The sequence below is a fragment of the Granulosicoccus sp. 3-233 genome (assembly GCF_052681095.1).
Genome location: NZ_JBQYLE010000001.1, coordinates 918191 through 942684 on the forward strand (window position 1 = coordinate 918191; position 24494 = coordinate 942684).

Sequence of the window (24494 nt, forward strand, 5' to 3'; positions counted from 1 at the left end):
GGTTACGCCTGCGCCGGTGTTCGACGCCGCATCGAGCAGTGACGATGGTCAGGAAGTCTCGGATGCCCCGGCTTCTGTCACCGGTTCATCGCGCAGCAGGTGTGCGATGGAATTGGCGTAATAGCGAATGATGCGCTGTTCCGTTTCGGCTGCTCGGTAGATGCCGTCTTCTTCAAGCAGTATGCCGCGCAGCGTCAGCATGCGAACGCCGACATCCACGGCGTAGTGATAATCGCTGCGTGGTATATAGGCGCGATGACCGCGTTGCTCGAGACTGTTCAGCAGAGCCAGTACCTGCGCTTTCAACTCCATGTCGGTAAATGTCTGTTCAGGAGCTCGTGCGAACAGGGTGGTGACCAGCGCCACTGGCAGAATGGGGGTGATATCCCCGATCCGGGACATCAGTGCCTCGGCCAGTGGCCCGACGTCCTCCAGTTCTCCGGCTTTCAGGTGGCGCACCCGCATCCAGTCGCGAAGTGACACGGGCTGGCCGAAGTTGACGCAGGCATAGCCGTTTCTGAATCGCCTGCCGCGTACGGCTTGCCACAGCAGTCTGCTGCTGTAGCGAAGCAGGATGCCGAGAGAATCACCGAGATTTCGGCGAGGCAGTTTTTCTGCGTCTCGCAGCAGGCTGCGATCCTCGATGACACGGTCGTAATTGATGCCCACCGGAATGAAAACGATGTCGCGACCACTGTCCGGATCGAACCCTCGCGTCATATAGCCCAGCAGCCCCAGCCGAGCTGGACCCAATTGCCCGTCACGACTCAGACGACCTTCTGGAAACACGGCTTGCGGTACACCGCCATCGGCAGCCATCTGTACGTAGCATTCCAGTACTCGCCGATACAGTGCATTGCCCGAATCGCGTCTGACGAAATACCCGCCCATGGCGCGGATCAGCTGTTGCAGAGGCCAGATGCGTGCCCATTCCCCGACCGCGTAGGACAGAGCCGTCTTTTCAGCGGCGAGATAGGTTGCCAGAATGTAGTCCATATTGCTGCGATGGTTCATCAGGAATACAACGCTGGAACCGGCGGGCAATCGTTGCAGTGCATCGTCATCGGCAAAGCCGAGGCGCACCCGATACAAGGAGTGCACGACATGGCGAGCAATGAAATACGCCGCCTTGAAGTACAACAATGCGTTGAAGGCCGGAACGATTTCGCGGGCATAGATGCCTGCTTTTCTCATCAGGGCTTCGCGGGGGATGTCTTCGCTCTGCGCCATCCGGTCAACCAGTTCCACCACACGAGGATGAAAGGTCAGGCGATCCACCAGCACGGAACGGCGCGTCAGCTTGAACGAGGGAATCTGCAAGGCCAGACGCGTGTTGACTTCATCGATCAGGCGATTGGCGCGCCGCCGCAGAATCCAGCGGGCCGAGGGCAGCAGGAAGTGCTGGAGCAGCCAGAGTGTGGCAAGCAGCAGGCCGAGCAGGACACTCCACAGAGGCAACTCGACACTGGTGTTCATCGGACTTTCACGATTGAGGTGCTGGCATGGCTATCTCGACAGCTGGCTGAACAGTTGGCTGACGGAACAGTGCAACCATCATCAGGTGAGTCGCTCTGGCATGGCAGCCGGTACACGGCAGATTCGGTTATCGTTTGCTCATTCTATTTTCCATAGACCAGTTCGGGAAGCCACAGGGCAATGCCCGGGAACATCATGACGATGGCCAGAGCGAAAACCATGACGAGAACAAATGGCGTGATGGATCGGTAGATGTCGGTAATCGTGATCTCCGGAGGGGCCATGGCTCGCATCAGAAACAGGTTGTAGCCGAAGGGCGGCGTCATGTAGGCAATCTGGCAGGTGATGGTATAGAGAACCCCATACCAGATGAGGTCGAACCCCAGAGCGCCCACCAGGGGAACATACAGGGGAGCCACGATGACCAGCATGGCGGTGTCATCGAGAAAGGTGCCCATGAGCAGAAAGCTGAGCTGCATCAGGATGAGAATGACCCAGGGGTTCAGGTTCAACTGGTCGACAAACAGGCTTTCAATGGCCTTGACCGCGCCCAGTCCATCGAAGACGGCTCCGAAGGCCAGCGCAGCCAGAATGATCCACATGAACATGCAGGACACGCCGAGCGTTTGCCGAACGCAGTTCTCGAACACCTCGCGGGTCATGCGTCGTTTGACAACCGCCACCATGAAGGCTGTCATGGCACCGATGGCGGAGCTCTCTACCAGACTGGTCCAGCCATTGAGAAACGGGACCATCATGGCGATGAAGATCAGCAGGGGCAGTAGTCCGGCCCTGAGCAGGCGCAATTTCTCCCCGAGCGGTACATTGCGTTCTTCGGCGGGCAGTATCGGACCCAGGTGCGGCTGGAATCTGCATCGGACAACGATGTAGATGATGAACAATGCCGCCATCAGAAGACCCGGCAGAACGCCTGCCAGCCACAACTGACCGACCGGCTGGCGAGCAATCATCGCGTAGAGCACCAGGACAACTGACGGGGGCACGAGTATGCCCAGAGAGGAGCCGGCCTGCACCACACCGGTGACCATCTGCTTGTCATACCCGCGCTTCAGGAGTTCGGGCAGAGCAATGGTGGCACCAATGGCCATGCCGGCCACCGACAATCCGTTCATGGCAGAGACCAGTACCATCAGTCCGATGGTGCCGATGGCCAGGCCGCCGTGCAGCCCTCCCATCCAGACATGAAACATTCTGTAAAGGTCGTCTGCGATGTGGCTTTCGCTCATGACATAACCCATGAAGATGAACATGGGCAGGGTGAGCAGGGGATACCATTTCATCAGTTTCATCGCCGCGGAGAAGGCGATATCCACGCCGCCGGTTCCCCACAGGAAGACCGCCGCTACCACCGCCACGAAACCGATGGCAGCAAATACCCGTTGCCCTGTCGCCATCATGAGCATCATGAGGGAGAACATGAGCAGGGCGATCATTTCATACGACATCTTGGCGTCCTTCGCGAATGGTACGAATATCCTTGAACAGCTCGGAGACGGCCTGCAGCAGCATCATGACGATGCCGACGATCATGATCGACTTGATAGGCCACATGTAGGGTCGCCAGGCCGAATAGCTGCGTTCCGCGTATTCGAAGGCATACAGCGTGCTGTTGAAGCCTCCTATCAGAAGAACCACCAGGTAGTAGATGAGAAAGAGCACGGTAAAGCTGTCTACCCAGGCCTTGCCCCTCGGAGACCAGGTGCCATAGATGAGGTCCATGCGCACATTGGAGCCGAGCTGCAGGGAGTAGGGGCCACCCAGCATGTAATAGGCAACCATGACGAACTGCGCCATCTCCAGCGTCCAGAGCGATGGGCGGGCAAACGTCTTGGTGAACGAGGAATACAGCAGTACCCCGATCATCACGAAAATGAGATACATCGCAAAACGGCCGATCCGGTAATTGAACCCGTCAATGATCCGGATGTAATTGTTCATGAATGCGGTCATGGCCCTCCCTCTTGCTGCGTTGCCGATGCACCCGAGTACCGTCATGCGAAAGGCGTAGCGGTACGAGCAAAAAAAACGGCGGAGTCTGCAAACTCCGCCGTTCCCGTGTCTGACCCTCAGCTCTTAGGCGGGGCAGGTATAAGGCTGTCCGGCCTTGCCAACGGCGTCGTTGTAGTCGCGGAAGATCTTGACCACTCGTTGTGCCCGTTCTCCAGATTCGGCAATCTCGTCCCAGAAGTCCTGAGCCGCCGCTTCAACCTGCTGCCACTCGGCAACCGGGATGGAGGTCAGTTCCAGCTTGTCGCCGGTGGCACGCAGTTTGGCTTCTCCACCCCAGTACCACTGATTGCGGTAGTGATGACCGGCCTGGATGGCGCTCATGACAATCGCCTGCAAGCGTGGGCTCAGTTCGGACCAGCGTTCCTCATTGACGAAGAACGAGCCGATCCACGCACCCGAGATGTTGTTGGTGGTGATGTAGTTGGTGACGTCGGCCCAGCCTACCGTGTAGTCCTCGGTGATTCCAGACCAGGCCATGCCGTCCAGCTCTCCGGTCTGCACGGCCACTTCGGCATCCTCGTAGGGAATGGATACCGGCACGACGCCAAAGCGGGACAGGAATCGTCCCGCCGTCGGGAAGGTGTACAGTCGCAGGCCATCCAGATCTTCCAGGCTGCGGATGGGATCGCGGGTATTGAAGTTGCACGGATCCTGTCCGGCGGCCGACAGCCACTTCACTCCGTCGACTTCATTGTAGGCCTCTTCCCAGATTTCCTTCAGGCCATACTGGTAGAAAAGGGTGGGGACGTCCAGCGCATGGCGGGTTGCCATGGGGAAATAGCCGCCAAACACCGAGATGTCGACGGGGGCAGACATGGAGTCATCGTCCGAGTGCACTGCGTCGATGGTGCCGCGCTGCATCGCACGGAACAGCTCGCCGGTCGGTACCAGCTGGTCTGCATAGAACAACTCGATTTCCAGTTCACCCTGAGCGGCCTCGTTGATCATGTCGATGACCGGTTTGGTGACGAACTGGCCCAGTGTGGAGCCGGCATAGGTCTGAAAGCGCCAGCGGATGGGCTCGGCAGCAATAACGGCCGGCGCTGATATTCCTGTCGCCATACCGGTAGCTGCTGCCAGTCCACCCGCGCCTTTCAGAAAATGTCGTCTAGTTTTAGCTGTCATGGTTTCATCCCGTTGTATTACCCATTCCTGAGCACTTGCCAGCATTGCGTTATCAACGTACATGAACTTGCCGTGGATAACGCTGCCAGCGTTGCTTGCCGGACACATTACTGCCTTGACAATTCCTCAGGTTCGCACATCCGACCTCGAGGCATTTCGCTATTCGCCTCTGCAGCCATGCAGCAACTATAACCAAAGTCCTGTTTCCGTGTTCGATTGCATGACCGGCACGACTGTCAGCCGATGACGAGTCCGTGATCGACCATGCCGTGTTGCCCGCGGCATCATCACGGCACCTTGAGGGGGCAGTCGTGCATCGTTCCGGCACAGCGTCGTCGGCTAGCCCTGCCGCAATCGGGGATGCGGATCCTGCTGTCAGGCAGCACCGTTGCTCCGAGGGAGCTGTCAAGTGGCGGACTTGCAGTAGGGCTCTGCCACTCGTTCCTGTTGCAGGCCTCGAATCTGCACTGCCACTGCCGGTTGCGTTCCGGCGTCACCCTTCGGCATTGAACTTCAGCGTCAAGGTAAGGCTACGTCTTGCGGCCTTGAGTACCGGCGCCGATTTGTATCTCCCTATCGCGATTCCACGCTCCGGCAGAGTTCGGGGTTGCCGGACAACACGCGTGTTGTTCCCACCGAAGAACACCACGGCCAACGGATGATCGGCGCTTCAAGCACGGTCTTTCCTCCGTGCGCACGGAGTATACTGTGGCAACATTCAACCGCCCGTCGGCTTTCAAGCATGGCCATGAGCCCATCTCCGGAATTCAGCTGCCGCCTCGATCATCTGGTGATCTGTGCGCATGAACTGGCGGCAGGTGTCGACTGGTTTGCCGCACGCAGTGGTCTTCGACTGCCCGCCGGGGGGCGGCATCCGCTGATGGGGACGCACAATCATCTGTCAGCACTGGGCGACACCAGTTTCCTGGAAATCATCGCCAACGACCCGGACGCTGACGCACCGGCTGCGGACAGGTCACGCTGGTTCATGCTCGATAATGCAGAGCACCAGGCGCAGTTGGCTGTTGCACCAAAACTGACCACCTGGGTGGTGGCGACCGATGATCTGGATGCAGCGCTGGACGTCACAAAAGCGGTCGGGATCGATCCGGGCGAGCCCGTCACGCAAACGCGCGGCGACCTGCAGTGGCGTATTGCACTGCGAGCGGATGGTTCGCTGGCCTGTGATGGCGTCTTTCCCGTACTCATACAGTGGCCCACCGGGGTGAATCCGGTGGCCCGGATGCAGGATCAGCAGCTGCGACTGGCGTCGCTCCAGCTCTCGCATCCGGATGCCGATCGTGTCAGGGCCGGCATGCAGGCCCTGGGAATCGACGGGCTGGCGACTGTCGGTTCGGGACAATCCCGTCTGCATGCAACCCTGACGGTCGGCGACAGCCGATTCATTGTGTAAGCTCCCACTACTCGACATTTCGCAAACCCGACTGAAGGTGGTATGTATCCATGACTGATCCTGTTGATCTTGACGCCTGGAAAGCTCTGTCTGCCCATCATGATGAGGTGAAGGATGTTTCACTGCGAGAACTGTTTGCCGCGGATGACAGCCGCTTCGACACATTTCAATTGACTGCTGCCGGCCTGTTTCTGGATTTTTCGAAGAACCACATAACGACTCGCACACACGAACTGCTGGTATCGCTGGCGGAGGCTTGCGATGTGCCGGCTCGTTTCGAACGCATGTTCACGGGCGATATCGTCAATCCGACCGAACACCGTCCGGCACTGCATACCGCCTTGCGCAACCGCAGCGGCCAGCCAGTCATGGTGGATGGACAGGACGTAATGTCCGACGTCAGGGCAGTCCTCACGCGACTGCGCACTTTTTCGGAACGTGTTCGTGACGGTTCATGGACCGGCTTCACCGGCAAGCCGATCACCGACATTGTCAATATCGGTATTGGCGGATCCGATCTCGGCCCCTTGATGGCCGTGGAAGCCCTGGCGCCGTTTGCTCACGATCGCCTGAAGCTGCATTTTGTTTCCAATGTGGATGGATCACACATCCACTCGGCACTGAGCAAGGTCGATCCGGAGACCACGATGTTCATCGTTGCCTCGAAAACGTTCACGACCCAGGAAACGCTGACGAATGCCCATTCGGCCAGAAGCTGGTTTCTGGACAGTCATGCCAGCCGGGCGGATATCTCCAAGCACTTCGTGGCGTTGTCCACCAACGCGGAAGCCGTCGGCGAGTTCGGTATCGACACGCGCAACATGTTCGGATTCTGGGACTGGGTGGGTGGGCGCTACTCATTGTGGTCGGCAATCGGTCTGCCGATCATCCTGTCCATCGGTATGGATCGCTTTGAACAGTTCCTGCAAGGGGCGCATGACATGGACATGCATGCGCGCACGGCGCCATTGAAAGAAAACATGCCGGTCACTCTGGCGCTGCTGACAGTCTGGTACAACAATTTCTGGCAGGCTTACAGCCACCTGATTGCACCCTATGATCAGTATCTGCATCGCTTTCCGGCCTATCTGCAGCAGCTCACGATGGAAAGCAATGGCAAGTCCGTGCATGTGGATGGCTCGCCCGTGCAAGCTGCCACCGGACCGGTTGTCTGGGGTGAGCCGGGTACCAATGGCCAGCATGCCTATTTCCAGTTGCTGCACCAGGGGACTCATCTGATCCCGGCGGACTTCATCATGGCGCTGGAGAGTCTCAATCCCATCGGCATCCACCAGGAACTGCTGATGGCCAACTGCTTTGCCCAGTCAGAAGCGCTGATGATGGGCAAGAACCGTGATGAGCTTGCCAAGGAGATGCGCGCAGCCGGTGCCAGTGATGAGGAGATAGAGCGTCTTTCCGGACATCGCACCTTTGCCGGCAACCGTCCCAGCAACACCTTGCTGGTTCAGCAGATGACACCCCATGCACTGGGAGCGCTCATAGCCTTGTATGAACACAAGGTGTTCGTGGAAGCGGCCATCTGGGACATCAACCCCTTCGATCAGTGGGGTGTGGAACTGGGCAAGCAGCTGGCCAAGTCGATTCATGCAGAAATTGCAGAAGCTGCTACTGTCAAGACGCACGATGCGTCGACCAATGGTCTGATCAATCGCGCCCTGAAATTCAAGAACCTCATTGCCTGACCTGATTATTCGCTGAACCATGGCACAGAAAAAGAAAACCACCAGCAGGAAACGCACTTCGGTCAGCCGCACCGAGCCGGTATCGGCACCACCGGTGCAGGAGATGGTGGAAGAGCTGGCTCTGAGCAGTTACACCGAGAAGGCCTACCTCGACTACTCGATGTACGTCATCCTGGACAGGGCACTGCCACATATCGGAGACGGTCTGAAGCCGGTACAGCGCCGTATCGTCTATGCGATGTCAGAGCTCGGGCTCTCGGCGGTATCCAAGCACAAGAAGTCGGCGCGTACCGTCGGCGATGTCCTTGGCAAGTTTCATCCGCACGGGGACAGCGCCTGTTACGAGGCCATGGTGTTGATGGCGCAACCCTTCACCTATCGATATCCACTGGTGGACGGGCAGGGCAACTGGGGCTCGCAGGATGACCCCAAGTCCTTTGCCGCCATGCGGTATACCGAATCGCGTCTGGCCAGATTCTCCAAGACTCTGCTGCAGGAGCTGGGGCAGGGCACGGTGGATTTCATACCCAACTTCGATGGCACGCTGACCGAGCCGGCGCTGCTTCCGTCACGCCTGCCTCATATCCTGCTCAACAGCACCACCGGTATCGCCGTGGGCATGGCCACCGATATTCCTTCGCACAATCTGCAGGAAATCGGTCGTGCCTGCATTCACCTGCTGGACAAGCCCAGAGCGACGCTGGATGACATGATGCAGTACGTCAAGGGCCCGGATTATCCAAGCGAGGCCGAGATCATCTCTTCACCGCAGGATATCCGCGCCATGTACGAAAGTGGGCACGGCAGTCTGCGAGCCAGAGCCATCTATGAGCGGGAAGGCGCCGATATCATCATCACGGCATTGCCGTACCAGGTATCCGGTTCCAAGATCCTTGAACAGATCGCGCAGCACATGAACGCCAAGAAGCTGCCGATGGTGGAAGACCTGCGCGATGAGTCCGATCACGAGAATCCGACGCGCCTGGTCATCACCCCGCGCAGCAATCGGGTCGATGTCGACAGCCTCATGCAACACCTGTTTGCCACAACCGATCTGGAGCGTACCTACCGGGTCAACATGAACATGATCGGCCTCAATGGTCGGCCGCAGGTCAAACCCCTGCTGAGCATTCTCGGCGAATGGCTGACCTTCCGGGTCGACACGGTACGCCGACGTCTGCAATGGCGTCTGGACAAGGTCGAGAAACGCTTGCACCTGCTCGAAGGTCTGATGATTGCCTACCTCAATATCGACGAGGTCATCGCCATCATCCGCAACAACGATGAGCCGAAACCGGTGTTGATGGAACGGTTCGGCATCAGTGACGAGCAGGCTGAAGCGATTCTGGAACTCAAGCTGCGCCACCTGGCACAGCTCGAGGAAATGAAGATTCGCGGCGAACAGGACGCGCTGGAGAAGGAACGCGAGAAACTGCAGGCAACACTCGGTTCCGAGCGCCGCATGAAAACGCTGGTCAAGAAGGAACTGCAGGAGGACATCGATACCTACGGTGACGAACGTCGTTCACCATTGGTGCAGCGCGAGGCGGCTCAGGCAATATCGGAAGCCGATCTGATTCCCAGTGAGCCGATCACGGTGGTGCTCTCGGAGCGTGGCTGGGTGCGTGCCGGCAAGGGCATGGAGCTGGATCCGCTGGCATTGAACTACAAGGCAGGTGACAGCTTCCAGAGTGCCGCTCGCGGACGCAGTAATCGCAACGCCATGTTCCTCGATTCCACCGGTCGTGTGTATTGCGTACCGGCTCATGGCTTTCCATCGGCCAGAGGTCTGGGTGAGCCGATCAGCGGACGGCTCAAGCCGCCCGATGGTGCAAGATTCCTGAGCGTGATGATGGGGGAGGATGATGAACGCTATCTGTTCTCCAGTACCGCGGGTTACGGGTTTGTCGCCCGTCTGGGAGACCTGATCAGTCGCAACAAGTCAGGCAAGAGTGTGCTCAGTCTGCCTGCCGGTGCTCAGGTACTGCCGGCGGCGGCCGTGGGCTCGCTGACGGATGATGTGGTCTGTGCCATCAGCAATACGGGCAGTCTGCTGACCTTTCCGGTGGGCGAGCTGCCGGAAATGGCCAAGGGCAAGGGCAACAAGATCTACAACATCCCCGGGCCGAAGTTCAAGACGGGCGAAGAATCGATGATCGCCCTGTCGGTGGTATCGCCCTCACAGAAACTGCGCATCACCAGTGGCAAGCGTCATACCACCATCAAGTTCCGCGAACTGGAAGAGTATGCGGGCATGCGAGGTCAACGAGGTCGGAAACTGCCTCGCGGCTTTCAGAAAGTTGACGCAGTGGACGTGGAGAACTGAGCCCGCCATCATCCGGGGTGAGTGTTGCGAGGGCGGCACTCACTTGTAGTTGCGTCCGCAGTCCCCAATTTCAGCGAAGATTTCTGGACTCTTTCGGAGGAAGACAACCGTGACTCGCATTCTGCTGTTCCTGGCGACGAACATGGCCGTCATGGTCGTGTTCTCCATCATCACCTCCTTGTTCGGGCTGGACAAGGCTATCGGGCAGAGCACGACCTCGCTGGTCATCTATGCGGCCTGTTTCGGCTTCATCGGTTCCTTCATCTCACTGGCCATGAGCAAGTCTGCGGCCATTCGCTCGATGAATGTGCAGTTGATTGAACAGCCGAGCAATGCCACGGAACGCTGGCTGGTGGAGACCGTGCATGCCCAGGCACGCAAGGCCGGAATCGGTGAGCCGGATGTCGGCATCTTCCACCAGGCCTCACCCAATGCCTTTGCCACCGGTTGGAACAAGAATGACGCGCTGGTTGCGGTCAGCACCGGCCTGTTGCAGAGCATGTCCAAGGAAGAGGTCGAGGCGGTACTGGGTCATGAGGTGGCTCATGTCTACAATGGCGACATGGTCACCATGGGGTTGATACAGGGGGTTCTGAATACCTTTGTCATCATTTTCTCTCGCATTCTGGGCAGCATGATCGACAATGCACTGCGCGGTAATCGTGGTGGCGACAGCGGTGGTTATGGCATGGGCTTCTTTCTGGGCAACATCATCGGCAACGTGGTGTTCGGCTTTCTGGCCAGCATGATTGCCGCCTGGTTCTCGCGTCAGCGCGAATTTCGGGCCGACGCCGGTGGCGCCGATCTGGCCGGAAGACAGCACATGATCGGGGCCCTGGAAGCGCTCAAACGGGGCAGTCCTGCAGACTCGGCGCTGCCCGAGAAACTGCAGGCTTTCGGAATCACCGGTGGGCATCTGGCCAAATATCTGTCCACTCATCCGCCGCTGGAAGAGCGAATCGCGCGCCTGCGTGCCGAAGCCTGAGGCTTCGGCAGCGGGGCAAGGCAACCCCCTGAAGTCTGGCCGCAACCAATCCTGAGCTGTTTGCTGCTGTGCCGGTCCGCCGTTATCGCCTCAGAAGGGTATCCGCACGCTGGCGAACGTACGTGACCGCGCCCAGACGGCTATAATGCGGCGGATCAATCCTGCAGCGTTTCATACTCTACGAGAACTACATGGCGAACTACGGCACCAACGAATTCAAGGGTGGACTCAAAATCATGCTCGACGGCGATCCTCACAGCATCGTCAGCAACGAGTTCGTCAAGCCGGGCAAGGGCCAGGCATTCACGCGTACCCGGGTGCGCAACCTCAAGACCGGTCGCGTGGTGGAACGCACCTTCAAGTCCGGTGAGACGGTTGAATCTGCCGATGTCATGGATACCACCATGCAGTACCTGTATTCCGATGGCGAATACTGGCACTTCATGAACCCGGAAAACTTCGAACAGCTGGCTGCCGACAAGACCGCAGTCGGTGATGCGGCCCTGTGGCTGATGGACGAAGCCGTGTGTGAAGTCACGCTCTACAATGGTCAACCTCTGGCCGTGACGCCGCCCAATTTCGTCGAAATGGTCATCAAGGAAACGGATCCGGGCCTGCGTGGCGACACGGCCACCGGCGGCACCAAGCCTGCTCACATGGAAACCGGTGCGGTCGTCAAGGTGCCGTTGTTCATCGAAGAGGGTGAAAAGATCAAGATCGACACCCGCAGTGGCGAATACGTCTCCCGCGTCAAGTAGGGTCTGCAAAGCCTTTTTCCGGTAGTCTGGAGATCTCAAAGCGTTGAATTGGCAACCTTCTGCCTCCCTGCTCAGTCTGCGGGAGGGGGCCAGCCTGCGGCGCAGCGTCCGCTCGTGGATGGAGCAGCAACAGGTGCTGGAAGTACTCACACCGTCTCTGTCCCGAGCAGCCGCCACCGACCCTCATGTGCTGAGTGTGGCCACCCGGGACGGGCGTTTTCTGCACACATCCCCCGAGTTTCCGATGAAGCGGTTGCTGGCTGCGCATGCGCTGGCTGCTGCCGAAATCCATGGTGATTGCGATCCACCGACGCAGTTGCAATTGCCGGAATTGTCGGCCTCGCCCGATATCTATCAGATCGCCACGGTTTTCCGGGCCGAGGAAAGCGGGCGCTTTCACAATTCGGAATTCACCTTGCTCGAATGGTATCGGGTCGGTATGGATCATCGGCAGCTGATCGAGGATCTCAGGTCCCTGCTGCGGCATGTCTGGCAGGCATTCGACCTGCCCTGGCCCGGTCTGACAATCCGCCGGTACGGCGAGGAAGTTCATCGGCGCCTGGGCTGCTGGCCGGATCGGCTTGACACAGGAACGATCGAACAGTATTTCCTGACAGCCGGACGCAGCTACCCGCAGGCCATCGGCGATGATGTGGATGCCGCTCTGGATCTGTTCATGGACGAGTTCGTGTTGCCGGATCTTGCCATTGATGCCTTTACCGTGCTGATGGACTACCCGGTATCGCAGTCGGCCCTGGCACGGCTGGGGCAGGATGCCGACGGGCATGCCGTGGCGCAGCGATTCGAACTGTATTTCGGCCAGATCGAGCTGGCCAACGGTTTCCATGAACTGAGCGATGCAGACGTGCAACGAGCGCGGTTCGAGGCAGATCAGCTCAAACGGGAAGCGCTGAACGTGGAACCAGTACCAATGGACGAGCAGTTGCTGGCGGCGCTGGAGGCAGGCTTGCCCGATTGTGCAGGCATTGCACTGGGACTGGAACGCCTGCAGATGGTCATTGGCAAGCACTCAAACATCAGCGAGGTAATCAGTTTTGACGATCAGCGAGCCTGATGTTCTGAGACTCCGCGATGTCGGCTGGAATTGCCTGGAAGACCTGTTGCAACCAGCCGGCCTGAACATTGTCCGGGTGGCTGATGGGCAGGCAATTCCGGGCAGTCACTGGGGAGACGAGGAGGCCGGACTGATTCGGCACAGCCTGTATGTACGCAGCGATACTCCGGTTCACTCCGCCCTGCACGAAGCCGGTCACTGGTTGCTGATGAGCGAACAGCGGCGCAATGCCCTGCACACCGATGCCAAGGGAACAGCGGTGGAAGAGATGGCCGTTTGTTATCTGCAGGTACTGATGGGAGATCTCGTTCCGGGCATGGGCTGGCAGCGCATGTGTCGCGATATGGATCGCTGGGGCTATTCCTTTCGCCTGGGTGGTACGCTGGCGTGGCTGCGCGCCGACGCCGATGACGCGCTAGCGTGTCTCACCGAGAAGCTGGCCCATGCGCACGGCATCCCCGGGTTGGATATCAGTGCGCCATACGGCCGGATTTTCCAGCAGTACGATGATGGTGGACCCCATGTTGAAGCGGCCCATCTCGGCACCTCTGGCCAGTTCGACGACTGAGTCGGAGTCGGTAGCGGTGGCTGGATAATCGATGTGACTGATGCTGCTGCGTTGTGGAGGTGTCACCAGGCCATGCCAGACGGTTTCGATGGCCGCCACGTTCATGGCACCAACCAGTGCCAGAGCCATCAGCCCATGTTCGGTCTCGAACTGGGCAATCACGCGTTCATTGCGATTGAACAGGTCCGGCAGAGCGCGAACGGTGTGCGGACCGACACTGAACAACCTTCCCGGCACATGTGTCTGCCGGATCAGTCTGCCACCCAGCGGCATGTGCAGTCGATGATAGTCGCGTGGTGACAGGTAGATGGTGGTGAAGCGTCCATTGCCGAGACGCTCGGTCGCCGCGCCATCTCCACCCAGCAAAGAGAGCAGCGAGTAATCCCGCCCCTTGGCCTGAAAGATCCTGGCGTCGGCGATATTGCCGATGGCCGAGACCTTGCCATCGGCAGGGGATGCAATGTCCGAGGCTCCCGCGGTTACGGGTCTTGCCTCGGGCTTCAGGGCCCGGGTGAAGAATTCGTTGAAGGTGCGGTACTGCGCCAGATCGGGTTCGACCGCGTCGTTCATCTCCACATCGAAAACACTGGCGAACCGGCGAATGGCTCCGGGTGTCAGCGCGGACTCCTGTCGTGTCAGCCAGTACACTGCTCGAGTCAGGGCGTGCTGCGGCAGCGGATGCAATGCATAGGTCTTGAGGTAGTCCAGCACACTGGCTTCTGATTCAGACATCCGTAATGGCGTTTCCGGTTCCGGGTTCGAAAGGAGGGCGAGATCAGCTGGGAGAGGAAGTCACGTTCAGGTAATCGGCAATGATGTTGTCAACATCCAGCGGTGGTGAGACCTTGCCGCGCAGGCGACGTTGCGGATCGACCAGCAGCAGCGAGGCCGAATGATCAACGATGTAATTCTCCGGATCCTCGTCATTGGCCGTGAAGGATGCAACGATACCCAGTTGGCGAGTCATGTCATGAATCCTGTTCTGCTCGCCGGTGATTCCGATGAAATCTTCGTTGAAGTAGTCGATGTACCGCTTCATCACCTCTGCCGTATCGCGCACCGGGTCGACGGTGACGAAGATGATCTGAGGAGCTTCCCGACCTTGTGACTCGAGTTTGGTGACCATGTTCTTCATGATCTGCAGGGTGATGGGACAGACATCCGGGCAGTGGGTGTAGCCGAAGAACATCAGGCTCCATCGATCATCGAGAATCGATTCGGTGACCGTGTTGCCATTGGCATCCTGCAGCTCGAACGCCTCAACGCTCTTGAAATCGATCGGCAGTGCCAGCGTCGTGTTGAGGGTTTCCTGCAGGCTGGCCAGCTGTTCTGAATCAGCAGCAGCGGCCATTGGCGCGCTGGATGACCCGTCGGAAGAGGGCGAGCCGTTCAGAAAACCGTAGAGGATGGCTCCTGCTGCCAGGGCAACAACGGCGATGATGACAAGTGGCAGGGCTTTGCCGGATTGTGTGTTGGCCATAGGATGCTCGTTTCGATGATCCACTGAATGGAATCGATCGGGGGTCACTGGGTTGACCTCGTATTATACTGTCTGGCTGTGGTTGACGGCCACTTTAACAAGGGAAATGCCGTGGTCTTGCTGCCTGATAATGAATACACGATAGAGTCTGCCATCCGACTGGCGGCCGATGCCTTCGAACGCCATGAACTGCATTATGGTCATGGCACCGACTCTGCCATCCACGAGGCAAGCTGGCTCATTCTGCATGCCATGGGCTTGTCACCGGCCATTGCGCCGGACTACTCGCTGACGTTGAGCAAGGCGCAACTGGCTGCCAGCAATGCGCTGCTGGAACGTCGCATCAGTGAACGGGTGCCGGCTGCCTATCTCACGGGGCAGGCCTGGTTTGCCGGGCATCCATTCCTGTCCGATGAACGGGCTCTGGTGCCACGATCACCGTTGGCCGAATTCATCACCGAAGAATTCTTTGGCGTGCTCGATGCCATCGAATCACCGCGTATTCTCGACCTGTGTACCGGGGGTGGCTGTATTGCCATCGCCTGTGCCCTCGCACGACCGGATTCTGTGGTCGATGCCAGCGACCTGTCGCCGGATGCTCTGGCTCTGGCCGCCGAGAATGTGCAGTTGCATGGCTTGCAGGACAGAGTGACGCTGCTGGAGGGCTCGTTGTTCGAACCTGTAACGGAGCGGTACTCACTGATCATATCCAATCCGCCTTATGTCGATGCCGCCGATATCGTTGCCATGCCGTCGGAGTTCTCGCATGAGCCCATGATGGGGCTGGCAGCCGGTGAAGATGGTCTGGATCTGGTCAGGGTCATGCTTCGTGAGGCAGCAGAGTATCTGGAGCCGAACGGTGTGCTGGTCGTCGAAGTCGGCAACAGTGGTGAGGCACTGGAAGCGGCCTATCCGCAATTGGATTTCGGCTGGCTGCAGTTTGCTCAGGGCGGGCATGGGGTTTTCCTGCTGACCCGGGATGAACTGCTGGCCGAGAATCAGTAGCCGCGGGGCGCTGGCGGGCCCTGGCGGATGGCAAACGAGAAATTCGTCGAGTTGCCTGAAAAAAGACGGCTGATCAGGCGATCAGCCGAAAGGGGTTGTCTCTTGTGAACCGGCAAGGCGTTACTGGCCCTGCCGATCAATGAATGGGTCTACAACAGATCCAGCTTGTACTGAAAGAACATGACTGCGTTGTTGCGCTGATTGCCGAAGTCCACGGCGGGAGAACCGCTGATGTTCAGGACCGAACGCTTGCTGAGTTTGAGTTCCACGGCGGGAAAGGGCAGCAGCTTGGTTTCCGGATCACCGTTTTTCTTGAATTGCTTGTGTACGACCGATGCACCGAGCAACAGTCGAACACGGCTGAATACCATGGGCCGCGAGGCATAGACCAGTCCACCGTAGTAGGACTGATAGCCGAAGCTGTCGGACAGCGTGCCGGCGTGCCAGCCGATCCTGCTACTGGGTGAATACTCCCAGCCAATGCCTGGTGTGAAGGCATTGCGCTCATCGAAATTTTCAAAATGCAGTGCCACGGTGCTCAGCACCAGATAACTGTTTTCCGTCTTGGCAAAGGCATTGCCACTGAACAGACTGCCGATCAGAACCACTGCCGCGACGAACTTGAAAATTCGGATCTTCATGACTCACTTCCCCGTGTACTGCGCTGATCTGATGCCAGCTTTGAATGAACCGCTGTTGATCTGTGTCAACTGGATGCCGCGCACTGTACTGGGCAGCCAGGTGCGATGCAAACGCCGAAGGGGATGTCGGAAAAATCTTTCGAATCAAAGACTTATCAACTGTTTTGCGGTGGCGTTATATTGGCGCTTTACAGGGATCGCTTGTAAGTAATTGTTTTCGAGTGAGTTTTCAGTCGGTACGACTGTCACGAATGCTGTTGCCGAAGCGAGCGCTGGTTCCGGTTTTACCCGACGAGGCTGAAAGTTGTGTGAGTCTTATCTCGCTTTGCCGGTTGCTGATCACGGCGAGTGCAAGCCGGCCGGTGCCTGCCCCAGCGAGTCAGGTGTCCGGCTTCTTCGCCGTCAGATCAGCGGGCCGCTATGGCGATGTCCTTTTCGATCATATCGAAAAGGCGAATTGTGAATTCGCTATTTCCCACCTAAAACCGGCGGTCGAAACCCGCTATCGTGACTCTCGTTGAAAGGTCGACCGGAAGAAAGGTAGTGATGAATGAACACGCTAGTCTGGATGCAGCATTACGCGCAGATGTTGCTCCGGCGGCAGAGTTTGCACCGATCAACGCCGGCTACAATGGGGTGTTTCGTCCCGATCGATTGAGTCTGGGACTGGTGGTACCGATCGAGTCCTATCCAGGCTCGCCCGTACCGACCATGGTCGATCATGTCGAGCGAGTACAACTCGCCGAAGATCTCGGGTTTTCCGCAGTCTGGTTGCGAGATGTCCCATTCAATGTGCCGTCCTTCGGTGATGCCGGGCAGTTGTTCGATCCTTTCGTCTATCTCGGCCTCCTGGCCGGTCAGACACGTTGGATTGCTCTGGGAGTGGCCAGTCTGGTGCTGCCTCTGGATCATCCGGCGCGCGTCGCAAAAGCGGCTGCCAGCGTGGATGTATTGTCGGGAGGGCGCCTCATTCTTGGCGTAGCGTCCGGTGATCGCAGTGAGGAGTATCCCGCCTTCAACATCTCGCACACCGCGCGCGACATGCTGTTTAGAGAAGGCTTCGACTACATCCGCCAAATGGCAGAGAGCACACCGGTATTCAGCAATCACTACGGCTACGTCAACAGCTGCATGGACATGCTGCCCAAACCAAGCGGCGCCAGGTTACCGCTGCTGGTCACCGGCAGCTCTCGACAGACGCCTGAATGGATTGCCGAGCATGCTGATGGCTGGATGGTCTATCCTCGGGACACTGCCTCTCAGGCTCAGCTTGTGAAAGGCTGGCGGAAGCGAGTGGCGGCTGCCGGCCGCCCGGCGCAACCCGTGATGCAGCCTCTGTATGTCGATCTGGTCGATGATCCGGCTGCGCCGCTGCAGCCGATCCATCTGGGATATCGTACGGGGGTTCGTGCGTTGCGCGCCCATCTTCGATCTCTGGAAGTCGCTGGCGTCAATCATGTTGCGCTCAATCTGCGTTTCAATCAGTCAGAGGTCACCACGTCCCTGAAACGCCTGTCCGATGAACTGATGGCCGATTTCTCCTGAACCAAGGAAACCATTTCATGCAAAAGAACATACTGATTACCGGTGCAAGCGATGGTCTCGGCCTGGAGACTGCGCGGCGGCTGGTGAGCGAAGGTCACCGCGTATTGGTGCACGGACGCAATGAGGAGAAAGTTTCCGGTGTAGTGGCGGAGCTTGCCGGGCTGCCGGGCGCTGGCCCAGTGGAGAGTGTCGTGGCCGACCTGTCACACCTCGATGAAGTGGATGCCCTGGCGGATACCGTCATCGAACGCCATCAGTCGCTGGACGTGCTGATCAACAACGCTGGTGTATTGAAGACTCGGGACGCAGTCACCAGGGACGGACTTGATGTTCGCTTCATGGTCAATACAATTGCCCCGTATCGCCTGACGCGTCGTCTGATGCCCTTGATCGGCGCCAGCGGTCGGGTAATCAATCTGTCATCAGCTGCGCAGGCAGCGGTGAACACGCAGGCCTTGAAGGGAGAGGTTCATCTGGACGCCATGGGAGCCTATGCTCAGAGCAAGCTGGCCCTGACCATGTGGTCCATCGCGTTGGCCGCGGAAGAGGGTGCGCCGGTTGTCATCGCTGTCAACCCGGGATCCCTGCTGGCCAGCAAGATGGTCAAGGAAGGTTTCGGGGTTGCCGGCAAGGATCTGGGTATCGGGGCGAAGATTCTGTGCCGCGCATCGCTGGACGAGTCGTTTGCTGACAAGTCCGGTCAGTATTTCGATAACGACTCGGGGCGCTTCGCATCGCCACATGCCGATGCCCTGAATCCGGCTCGGGTTGCCGATACGATCGAGGCCATCGAGTCGGTGCTGAATCGACTCGGCTGAGTTTCATCCAAAGGGTTTCTCAGAACCTGTTGACCATATCGTCCGGCATCGCAGCTTGCGGTGTCGAGACGGGTCCGCTCTGTGATATCTGGCCTCCGGCCGGCAGGCTTTCATCCAGTTGTGCGATTACCCGGGCAAACATCTGCTCGGCGAAGTTGTCCCATTCCAGGTTGCTGCGGTTGCTGTCATTGTCCGGCATGGTGATGCGGATCTTGACCAGCGTACCCTGGTGCTCGGTCTGGTACAGCAGGGTGTAGGACGCCAGATTCTGTCGCAGATAGGTGGCCTGAACACGCGCGACGGTTCGCATGCCATAGGCCTGGGTGCCGGCGTTGATCACATTGAAGTTGGCGTAATGGCCTTGCCGTGCCGCTTCTCCGATCGCCTGTATTGTCGCCTTGGTTGAACCCAGAACCAGTTGGTTGTGCGCCAGTTTGCTGTTTTCCTCTGCTACCGGATAGATATAGACATCGGCGATGCGGCGCTTGTGGGTGTTGGCATATCGCACCGAATACCCTCCGGACTCATCCTCGAAGAATTTGTAACCTTGCAGATCGAAGCTCTCGAGTCTGTCCGGCAGGGTTCCGATCAGCAGCGGTTCTTCTCTGGGTACAGGCTCCTCGGCGGGAGTGACCGTGGCACAGGCGCTGGTGAACAGCAGTGGCAGAAGCAGGGCTGCGAGTCGGACGATAGGCATGGCAATGAATCTTCCATCGAGATTGCATGGCCATTTCGCAAGATCCGAGCCGATGAATGCTCAGTCGGTCGAACCATCATGTTTCGCTGCGCGCAATTGTTAACCAGGTTCCATACCTGCGCCCGGATTCCGCTGGTTGGTTTCAAGCAGTGTGAAGCGCTCGATGTGCGAGGAATCCCGTGTCGTCGCGTCGCCATTGACCGGTTGCAACCACAGTGACAGCGGGCGTAGCCAGAAGCCTCGCTCTCCGTACAGTGCCTGGTAGACCACCAGCCATTCTTCGGTTTCGGAATGTCTGGCCATGCCAAGCACCTGGTAAAGAGAACCCTTGTAGTGCCGGTAGACGCCAGGTAACGGTGAGTTGGCAGGTTCGGCGGCCGTTGCGGATGTCATTATCATTACCAATCTGTCGCTGCTGGAAATTGCTCACTACACTACCACCATGAATCGTCTTGCTGCACTCGGGCAACTACCGAGAATTCTGATCCTGGTCGTCATGCTGGTACTGTTGCAGGGGTGTGCGACGGCCCGGCCGAGCAATCCGGGGGATGTCTGTTCGATCTTCAAGGAGAAGCGAGGCTGGCACAAGGCAGCCCTGCAGGCTCAGAAGAAGTGGGGGACCTCCATGCACATCCCCATGGCATTCATGTATCAGGAGTCCGGTTTCAGGGCCAAGGCCAGACCGGCCAGGCGTCGATTGCTGGGATTCATTCCCTGGCGCAGACCCAGCTCGGCCTATGGCTATGCCCAGGTCATCGACGGCACCTGGAGAGAATATCTTCGCTCGACCGGGGACTACTGGCGGGTGCGGCACGACTTCGCCGATGCCACTGATTTCGTTCACTGGTATGTACGGCAGGCGGCACGCCGCAACGGCATATCCACCAGTGACGTTGCCAACCTCTACCTGAACTATCACGAAGGCCCGGGTGGATTTGCCAGAAACACACACGCCAGGAAGCCGTGGTTGCTCAAGGTGGCCATTGGCGTGCAGACGCGTTCACAGCAGTTCCATGCGCAGTACCAGCAGTGCCGGGAGTCGCTCAAACCCGGTTTTCTGGATCGCCTGCTTGGATGGTAGCTTCGAAGCCGAAGAGCTGACCTTCGCCACGTTCATGGCTCAACAGCCATTGCTTGGTCAGCAGGCCACCACCGAAACCGGTCAGCCTGCCACTGGCACCGATGACCCGATGGCAGGGGATGATGATGGGCAGGGGATTGGCACCGTTGGCTGCCCCGACAGCACGGCTGGCTCCGGGCTTGCCCAGACGTCGTGCCAGATCGCCGTAGCTGCAGGTGCTGGCATAGTCGATTGACGTCAGCGCCTGCCAGACTGCGTTCTGGAAATCGGTTCCATTCGGTGCCAGTGGCAGTGAGAAATGCTGTCTGCTGCCGTCGAAATATTCATCGAGTTGCTGACGCACTGCATCGAAGCGGCCGGGATTCGGCAGCCAGTGTTCCGGGGCGGCGAATGCGCGGCTGCCCTGAGGAAAGATGATATGACGCAGACCGACTTCATCCGCTGCCAGAGTCAGTGTGCCGATTGGAGTGTCGTGAGTGGTGATATGCATGGTCGGGTTATGATGCCTCAAACAGGAAACGGAGACACTCATGGGATTAGGTAAATTGTTTGGCAAACTTCTGGGTGGTGGCAGTGACGATTCTGCTGCTGCGGCGACTGCCGAAGAACCGGTCGAATACAAGGGCTTCATGATAACGGCTGCGCCCATCAATGAGGGCGGCCAATTTCGAACAGCTGGCAGCATAGCCAAGAATGTCGATGGTGAACAGAAATCGGTACAGTTCATTCGGGCCGATAACCACAGCGACCGGAGTTCGGCTGTGGCTCACTCCGAACGCAAGGCACAGCAGATTGTAGACGAACAGGGAGATGCCATCTTCCAGCGCGAACACGTCTGATGTCTGCAGTGGTCTGCAAACCCCTGCTTGCCGCAGCACTGTTGCTGCAGGCAGGTAATCTGCAGGCCGCTGATCCACCACTGCCGCCTGCACCATCGGCAGAGGTCGGTACAGTTCCGACCATGCGGGTGGCGCTGGTGGATTCCGGGGTAGACTACCGCCTGGCGTACATCAATGAACGACTGGCAAGACAAGCCGATGGAACGCTGATCGGCTACGATTTCTGGGATCTGGACACCCTGCCGTTTGATGCGCATCCCGACGCTCGCGGCCATGTACAACGTCATGGTACGGCAACCGCTTCTGTCCTCTTGCGTGAGGCGCCGCAGGTCTCTCTGGTGCCGTATCGTTACCCGCGACCCGACATGCAGCGCATGCAGGCATTGGTCAGGCACGCCGCCGGCAATGAGGTTCGTATCATCGGTCTGCCGCTGGGAGGCAACAAGCGCGAGGAATGGCTGGCATTCGAAGAATCTGCACGGGCACATCCCGAGATACTCTTCGTTGCCTCCGCCGGCAACAATGGTCGGAATATCGATCAGGTTCCCGTTTACCCGGCCGCACTGGAGCTGCCCAATCTGCTGGTGGTGACATCGGCCGATGACTTTGCCATGCCGGCGCAGGGAGTGAACTGGGGACGCGGCAGTGTCGATTACATGGTGCCGGCCGAACACGTGCCCGTCATCCATCATGGTGGGCAGGCAGGCCATGCAGCTGGCAGCAGCTATGCGGTACCGCGGGTGATGGCGTTGGCCGCGCGCTGGTTGCAGGCCAATCCACACTGGACGGTGGAACAGTTGCTGGCAGCAATGCGCAGCCGTTTTGCCAATGGCGCCTTTGCTCGTCAGCTTGGGCAAGGTTATCTGCATGATCCGCTGTTCGATCCCGGACAAACCATTCAGGTGGTCTCGACCGGCAACTGGACGTCGGGCTCATCGAGTGAGGGTGCTGCTCGTGTGGTACCTCTGGACGTTCTGCTTCTCGATGAGCGCTGGTCGCTGCAGCAGGTGAGTGAGGTTCTGGATGAAGCGCAATCCATACTGGATCAGTGTGACGTACGGTTCATCGATGTGCAGTTGCGCCGGGTGGATGCGCCCGATTACCTGCGCGATCTGGAAACGGGCAGCGCGAAAACACTGTTCGAGGCGGTTCGCAAAAGCGGTCCACAGCGGCGAGTCACGGCGGTGTTTGCCCGAGATTCTCGCATGCGCCAGACCTTCGATGCCGAAGCCTTCGGCCAGGGCAATACGCGTACCCGTGGCTGGTTGAGCGATACCGTGTGGCTGACGCTGGCGCTGCAGGATCGGGGCATCGCCCTGGCACATGAATTGTTCCATGTGCTGGCCAATTCCGGAGACCATTCGACCGTCGATGGCAATCTGATGCTGCGACGAACCACGGGGAGCAATCGCCAACTGAGTCCGGCACAATGCGACCAACTGGACGGTCTCGCGCCGTCGACCAGCGGCCAGGAGACAGGCGAGCGCTGACTATCCGAGCGTTCGGGTCAATAGGTGACGATTCCTGCCGCTACAGGATGGATGCAAGTGCATCAAACAGAGCCTGTCAGCGTCCAGGGAAGACCCATGACTTCATTTCACATCGCTCGTCAGCCCATACTGGATGTAGCCGGAAATACGTTTGGCTACGAATTGCTGTTCAGATCGTCGGAGCGGAACGCCTATGATCCGACGGTTGATGGCAATACGGCGACATCCATGGTGTTGTTCAACGCTGTTGCCGAAATCGGTCTGGACAAACTGGTCGGTAATTCACTGGCGTTCATCAATCTGACCAATCTGTTTTTCGAACAGCCCGATATGCTGGACCTGATGCCTGTCGGGCGTTGTGTGCTGGAGGTGCTGGAAACCGTTGATGTCAATGATGAAGTGGTGGCAGGGGTACAGGCGCTACGCAACAAGGGACATCTGATCGCGCTGGATGATTTTGTCGATCCTGAACGTTTCGAACGCTTGTTGTCGTTGACCGATATCGTCAAATACGACATCACGCAGCACACCATGGAGTCACTGGCTGAACAGTGCAAGACAGACCATGCTGCCGGTCGGCTTTGCCTGGCAGAGCGCGTTGAAACGCATGAGGAATTCGAGCAACTCAAGGCTGGCGGATTCGACTATTTCCAGGGCTATTACTTTGCCAGGCCACTGATCGTCAGCGGCTCGAGAATGCCCGAGAATCGCGTTGCCCTGATGCAACTCATTGCCGAGATCAACAACCCTGATTCGACCATTGATGACCTGGCAGAGATTGTCGGTAGAGATGTTTCGCTGGCTGTACGCACCATCAAGTATGTGAATTCTCCGCTCAACGGGCTGTCGACCAATGTGGAATCGATCCGGCAGGCGGCTGTTCTGCTGGGACGCAGCCTGATCAGTAACTGGGTCACATTGCTGGTCATGAGTCGAGTGGACGACCAGCCATCGGAACTGATCAAGCTGGCTCTGGTTCGTGCACGTTTCTGCCAGCTGATCGCACAGGAGGAGCAGGTCGATGATGCCCGCTACTTCACACTGGGCCTGTTGTCACTGCTCGATGTCTTCATGGGAAGCACCATGGAGGAGGCTCTGGCCGAGGTCACGATCAATGAGGAACTGCGCACCGAGCTGCTGACGCGAGAAGGCAATGGAGGTCGCATGCTGGCCTGGGTGGAGTGCCTCGAGAAGGGACAATCCGAACAGCTGGATGAAGAGATCCTTGATATGGCTGGCAGGCATTATCAGAGTGCCACGGTCTGGGCCGAGGAAATTGCGGGTCAGCTGCTCTGACGCTGCCGATTTCTATTGATGCAATGCTGGCCCTGGCCCTGGCCTGCATCCTGCATCCTGCAAGACGCAAGACGCAAGACGCAAGACGCAAGACGCAAGACGCAAGACGCAAGACGCACTGCTTGAACGATGCGTCGATCT

The 24494-nt window shown here is 58.4% G+C and carries 23 protein-coding genes; 13 read left to right on the forward strand and 10 right to left on the reverse strand.

Annotated features, from left to right (window positions below; all coding sequences use genetic code 11):
* Positions 1–48: 48 nt before the first annotated feature.
* The 4 genes from ACUNV4_RS03955 to ACUNV4_RS03970 form a co-directional block, all read right to left on the reverse strand.
* On the reverse strand, positions 49–1476 hold the full coding sequence (locus tag ACUNV4_RS03955) for a 1-acyl-sn-glycerol-3-phosphate acyltransferase (RefSeq protein ID WP_430877195.1): 1428 nt from the start codon (positions 1474–1476) through the stop codon (positions 49–51).
* A 143-nt stretch (positions 1477–1619) separates the two neighbouring features.
* Positions 1620–2942, reverse strand: coding sequence for a TRAP transporter large permease (locus ACUNV4_RS03960; RefSeq protein WP_430877196.1), 1323 nt, complete (start codon positions 2940–2942; stop codon positions 1620–1622).
* Positions 2932–3447 carry a TRAP transporter small permease subunit gene (locus ACUNV4_RS03965; protein ID WP_430877197.1) on the reverse strand — a complete coding sequence of 172 codons (516 nt, stop codon included), beginning with the start codon at positions 3445–3447 and terminating at the stop codon, positions 2932–2934. The genes ACUNV4_RS03960 and ACUNV4_RS03965 overlap by 11 nt, the downstream gene beginning before the upstream one ends.
* Positions 3448–3570: 123 nt before the next feature.
* Positions 3571–4632: a TRAP transporter substrate-binding protein gene (locus ACUNV4_RS03970; protein ID WP_430877198.1), complete on the reverse strand. Its 1062-nt coding sequence runs from the start codon at positions 4630–4632 to the stop codon at positions 3571–3573.
* Between the two features lie 748 nt (positions 4633–5380).
* Here ACUNV4_RS03970 and ACUNV4_RS03975 point away from each other — a divergent pair.
* The 6 genes from ACUNV4_RS03975 (at position 5381) to ACUNV4_RS04000 (ending at position 12893) form a co-directional block, all read left to right on the forward strand.
* A complete protein-coding gene (locus tag ACUNV4_RS03975) occupies positions 5381–6046 on the forward strand; it encodes a VOC family protein (protein WP_430877199.1) in 666 nt (221 codons plus the stop codon).
* Between the two features lie 50 nt (positions 6047–6096).
* The gene (gene pgi, locus ACUNV4_RS03980) at positions 6097–7749 is read left to right on the forward strand and encodes a glucose-6-phosphate isomerase (protein WP_430877200.1); all 1653 of its coding nucleotides are present in this window, start codon (positions 6097–6099) and stop codon (positions 7747–7749) included.
* Between the two features lie 103 nt (positions 7750–7852).
* Positions 7853–10075: a DNA topoisomerase IV subunit A gene (parC, locus tag ACUNV4_RS03985; protein ID WP_430877405.1), complete on the forward strand. Its 2223-nt coding sequence runs from the start codon at positions 7853–7855 to the stop codon at positions 10073–10075.
* A gap of 109 nt (positions 10076–10184) precedes the next feature.
* Positions 10185–11060 carry a protease HtpX gene (gene htpX, locus ACUNV4_RS03990; protein WP_430877201.1) on the forward strand — a complete coding sequence of 292 codons (876 nt, stop codon included), beginning with the start codon at positions 10185–10187 and terminating at the stop codon, positions 11058–11060.
* A 191-nt stretch (positions 11061–11251) separates the two neighbouring features.
* On the forward strand, positions 11252–11818 hold the full coding sequence (efp, locus tag ACUNV4_RS03995; RefSeq protein WP_430877202.1) for an elongation factor P: 567 nt from the start codon (positions 11252–11254) through the stop codon (positions 11816–11818).
* Positions 11819–11861: 43 nt separating this feature from the next.
* A complete protein-coding gene (locus tag ACUNV4_RS04000; RefSeq protein ID WP_430877203.1) occupies positions 11862–12893 on the forward strand; it encodes an EF-P lysine aminoacylase GenX in 1032 nt (343 codons plus the stop codon).
* 415 nt (positions 12894–13308) lie between these two features.
* On the opposite strand, the gene asd is transcribed toward ACUNV4_RS04000, so the two are convergent.
* Together asd and ACUNV4_RS04010 are read right to left on the reverse strand one after the other, a co-directional pair.
* Complete coding sequence (gene asd, locus ACUNV4_RS04005) at positions 13309–14193, reverse strand: archaetidylserine decarboxylase (RefSeq protein WP_430877204.1); 885 nt, start codon at positions 14191–14193, stop codon at positions 13309–13311.
* A 43-nt stretch (positions 14194–14236) separates the two neighbouring features.
* Positions 14237–14941 (reverse strand): SCO family protein, encoded by a 705-nt coding sequence (locus ACUNV4_RS04010; RefSeq protein WP_430877205.1) that lies wholly within the window; start codon positions 14939–14941, stop codon positions 14237–14239.
* A gap of 111 nt (positions 14942–15052) precedes the next feature.
* Between ACUNV4_RS04010 and prmB the strand changes: the two genes are divergently transcribed.
* Positions 15053–15946, forward strand: a complete 894-nt coding sequence (gene prmB, locus ACUNV4_RS04015; protein ID WP_430877206.1) for a 50S ribosomal protein L3 N(5)-glutamine methyltransferase — start codon at positions 15053–15055, stop codon at positions 15944–15946.
* Between the two features lie 149 nt (positions 15947–16095).
* Here the strand turns inward: prmB and ACUNV4_RS04020 are convergent, their stop codons facing one another.
* Entirely contained in the window at positions 16096–16587 is a 492-nt protein-coding gene (locus ACUNV4_RS04020) for a hypothetical protein (protein WP_430877207.1), read from the reverse strand.
* A 546-nt stretch (positions 16588–17133) separates the two neighbouring features.
* On the opposite strand from ACUNV4_RS04020, the gene ACUNV4_RS04025 reads away from it, so the two are divergent.
* Positions 17134–18132: an LLM class oxidoreductase gene (locus ACUNV4_RS04025; protein ID WP_430877208.1), complete on the forward strand. Its 999-nt coding sequence runs from the start codon at positions 17134–17136 to the stop codon at positions 18130–18132.
* Positions 18133–18149: 17 nt separating this feature from the next.
* Positions 18150–18950 (forward strand): SDR family NAD(P)-dependent oxidoreductase, encoded by an 801-nt coding sequence (locus ACUNV4_RS04030; RefSeq protein ID WP_430877209.1) that lies wholly within the window; start codon positions 18150–18152, stop codon positions 18948–18950.
* 19 nt (positions 18951–18969) lie between these two features.
* Here ACUNV4_RS04030 and ACUNV4_RS04035 read toward each other — a convergent pair whose 3' ends face one another.
* The gene (locus tag ACUNV4_RS04035; RefSeq protein WP_430877210.1) at positions 18970–19647 is read right to left on the reverse strand and encodes a hypothetical protein; all 678 of its coding nucleotides are present in this window, start codon (positions 19645–19647) and stop codon (positions 18970–18972) included.
* A 99-nt stretch (positions 19648–19746) separates the two neighbouring features.
* Positions 19747–20046, reverse strand: coding sequence for a DUF1653 domain-containing protein (locus ACUNV4_RS04040; RefSeq protein ID WP_430877211.1), 300 nt, complete (start codon positions 20044–20046; stop codon positions 19747–19749).
* Between the two features lie 43 nt (positions 20047–20089).
* Here ACUNV4_RS04040 and ACUNV4_RS04045 point away from each other — a divergent pair, with 43 nt between their 5' ends.
* Positions 20090–20728 carry a transglycosylase SLT domain-containing protein gene (locus tag ACUNV4_RS04045; RefSeq protein ID WP_430877212.1) on the forward strand — a complete coding sequence of 213 codons (639 nt, stop codon included), beginning with the start codon at positions 20090–20092 and terminating at the stop codon, positions 20726–20728.
* Here the strand turns inward: ACUNV4_RS04045 and ACUNV4_RS04050 are convergent.
* Positions 20691–21218, reverse strand: a complete 528-nt coding sequence (locus ACUNV4_RS04050; protein WP_430877213.1) for a methylated-DNA--[protein]-cysteine S-methyltransferase — start codon at positions 21216–21218, stop codon at positions 20691–20693. The two genes, ACUNV4_RS04045 and ACUNV4_RS04050, sit on opposite strands and share 38 nt — an antisense overlap.
* A 40-nt stretch (positions 21219–21258) precedes the next feature.
* Here ACUNV4_RS04050 and ACUNV4_RS04055 point away from each other — a divergent pair, with 40 nt between their 5' ends.
* The 3 genes from ACUNV4_RS04055 (at position 21259) to ACUNV4_RS04065 (ending at position 24353) form a co-directional block, all read left to right on the forward strand.
* Positions 21259–21567, forward strand: a complete 309-nt coding sequence (locus ACUNV4_RS04055; protein ID WP_430877214.1) for an HlyU family transcriptional regulator — start codon at positions 21259–21261, stop codon at positions 21565–21567.
* Entirely contained in the window at positions 21567–23057 is a 1491-nt protein-coding gene (locus ACUNV4_RS04060; RefSeq protein ID WP_430877215.1) for a S8/S53 family peptidase, read from the forward strand. The genes ACUNV4_RS04055 and ACUNV4_RS04060 overlap by 1 nt, the downstream gene beginning before the upstream one ends.
* Positions 23058–23153: 96 nt before the next feature.
* On the forward strand, positions 23154–24353 hold the full coding sequence (locus tag ACUNV4_RS04065) for an EAL and HDOD domain-containing protein (RefSeq protein ID WP_430877216.1): 1200 nt from the start codon (positions 23154–23156) through the stop codon (positions 24351–24353).
* Positions 24354–24494: the final 141 nt, after the last annotated feature.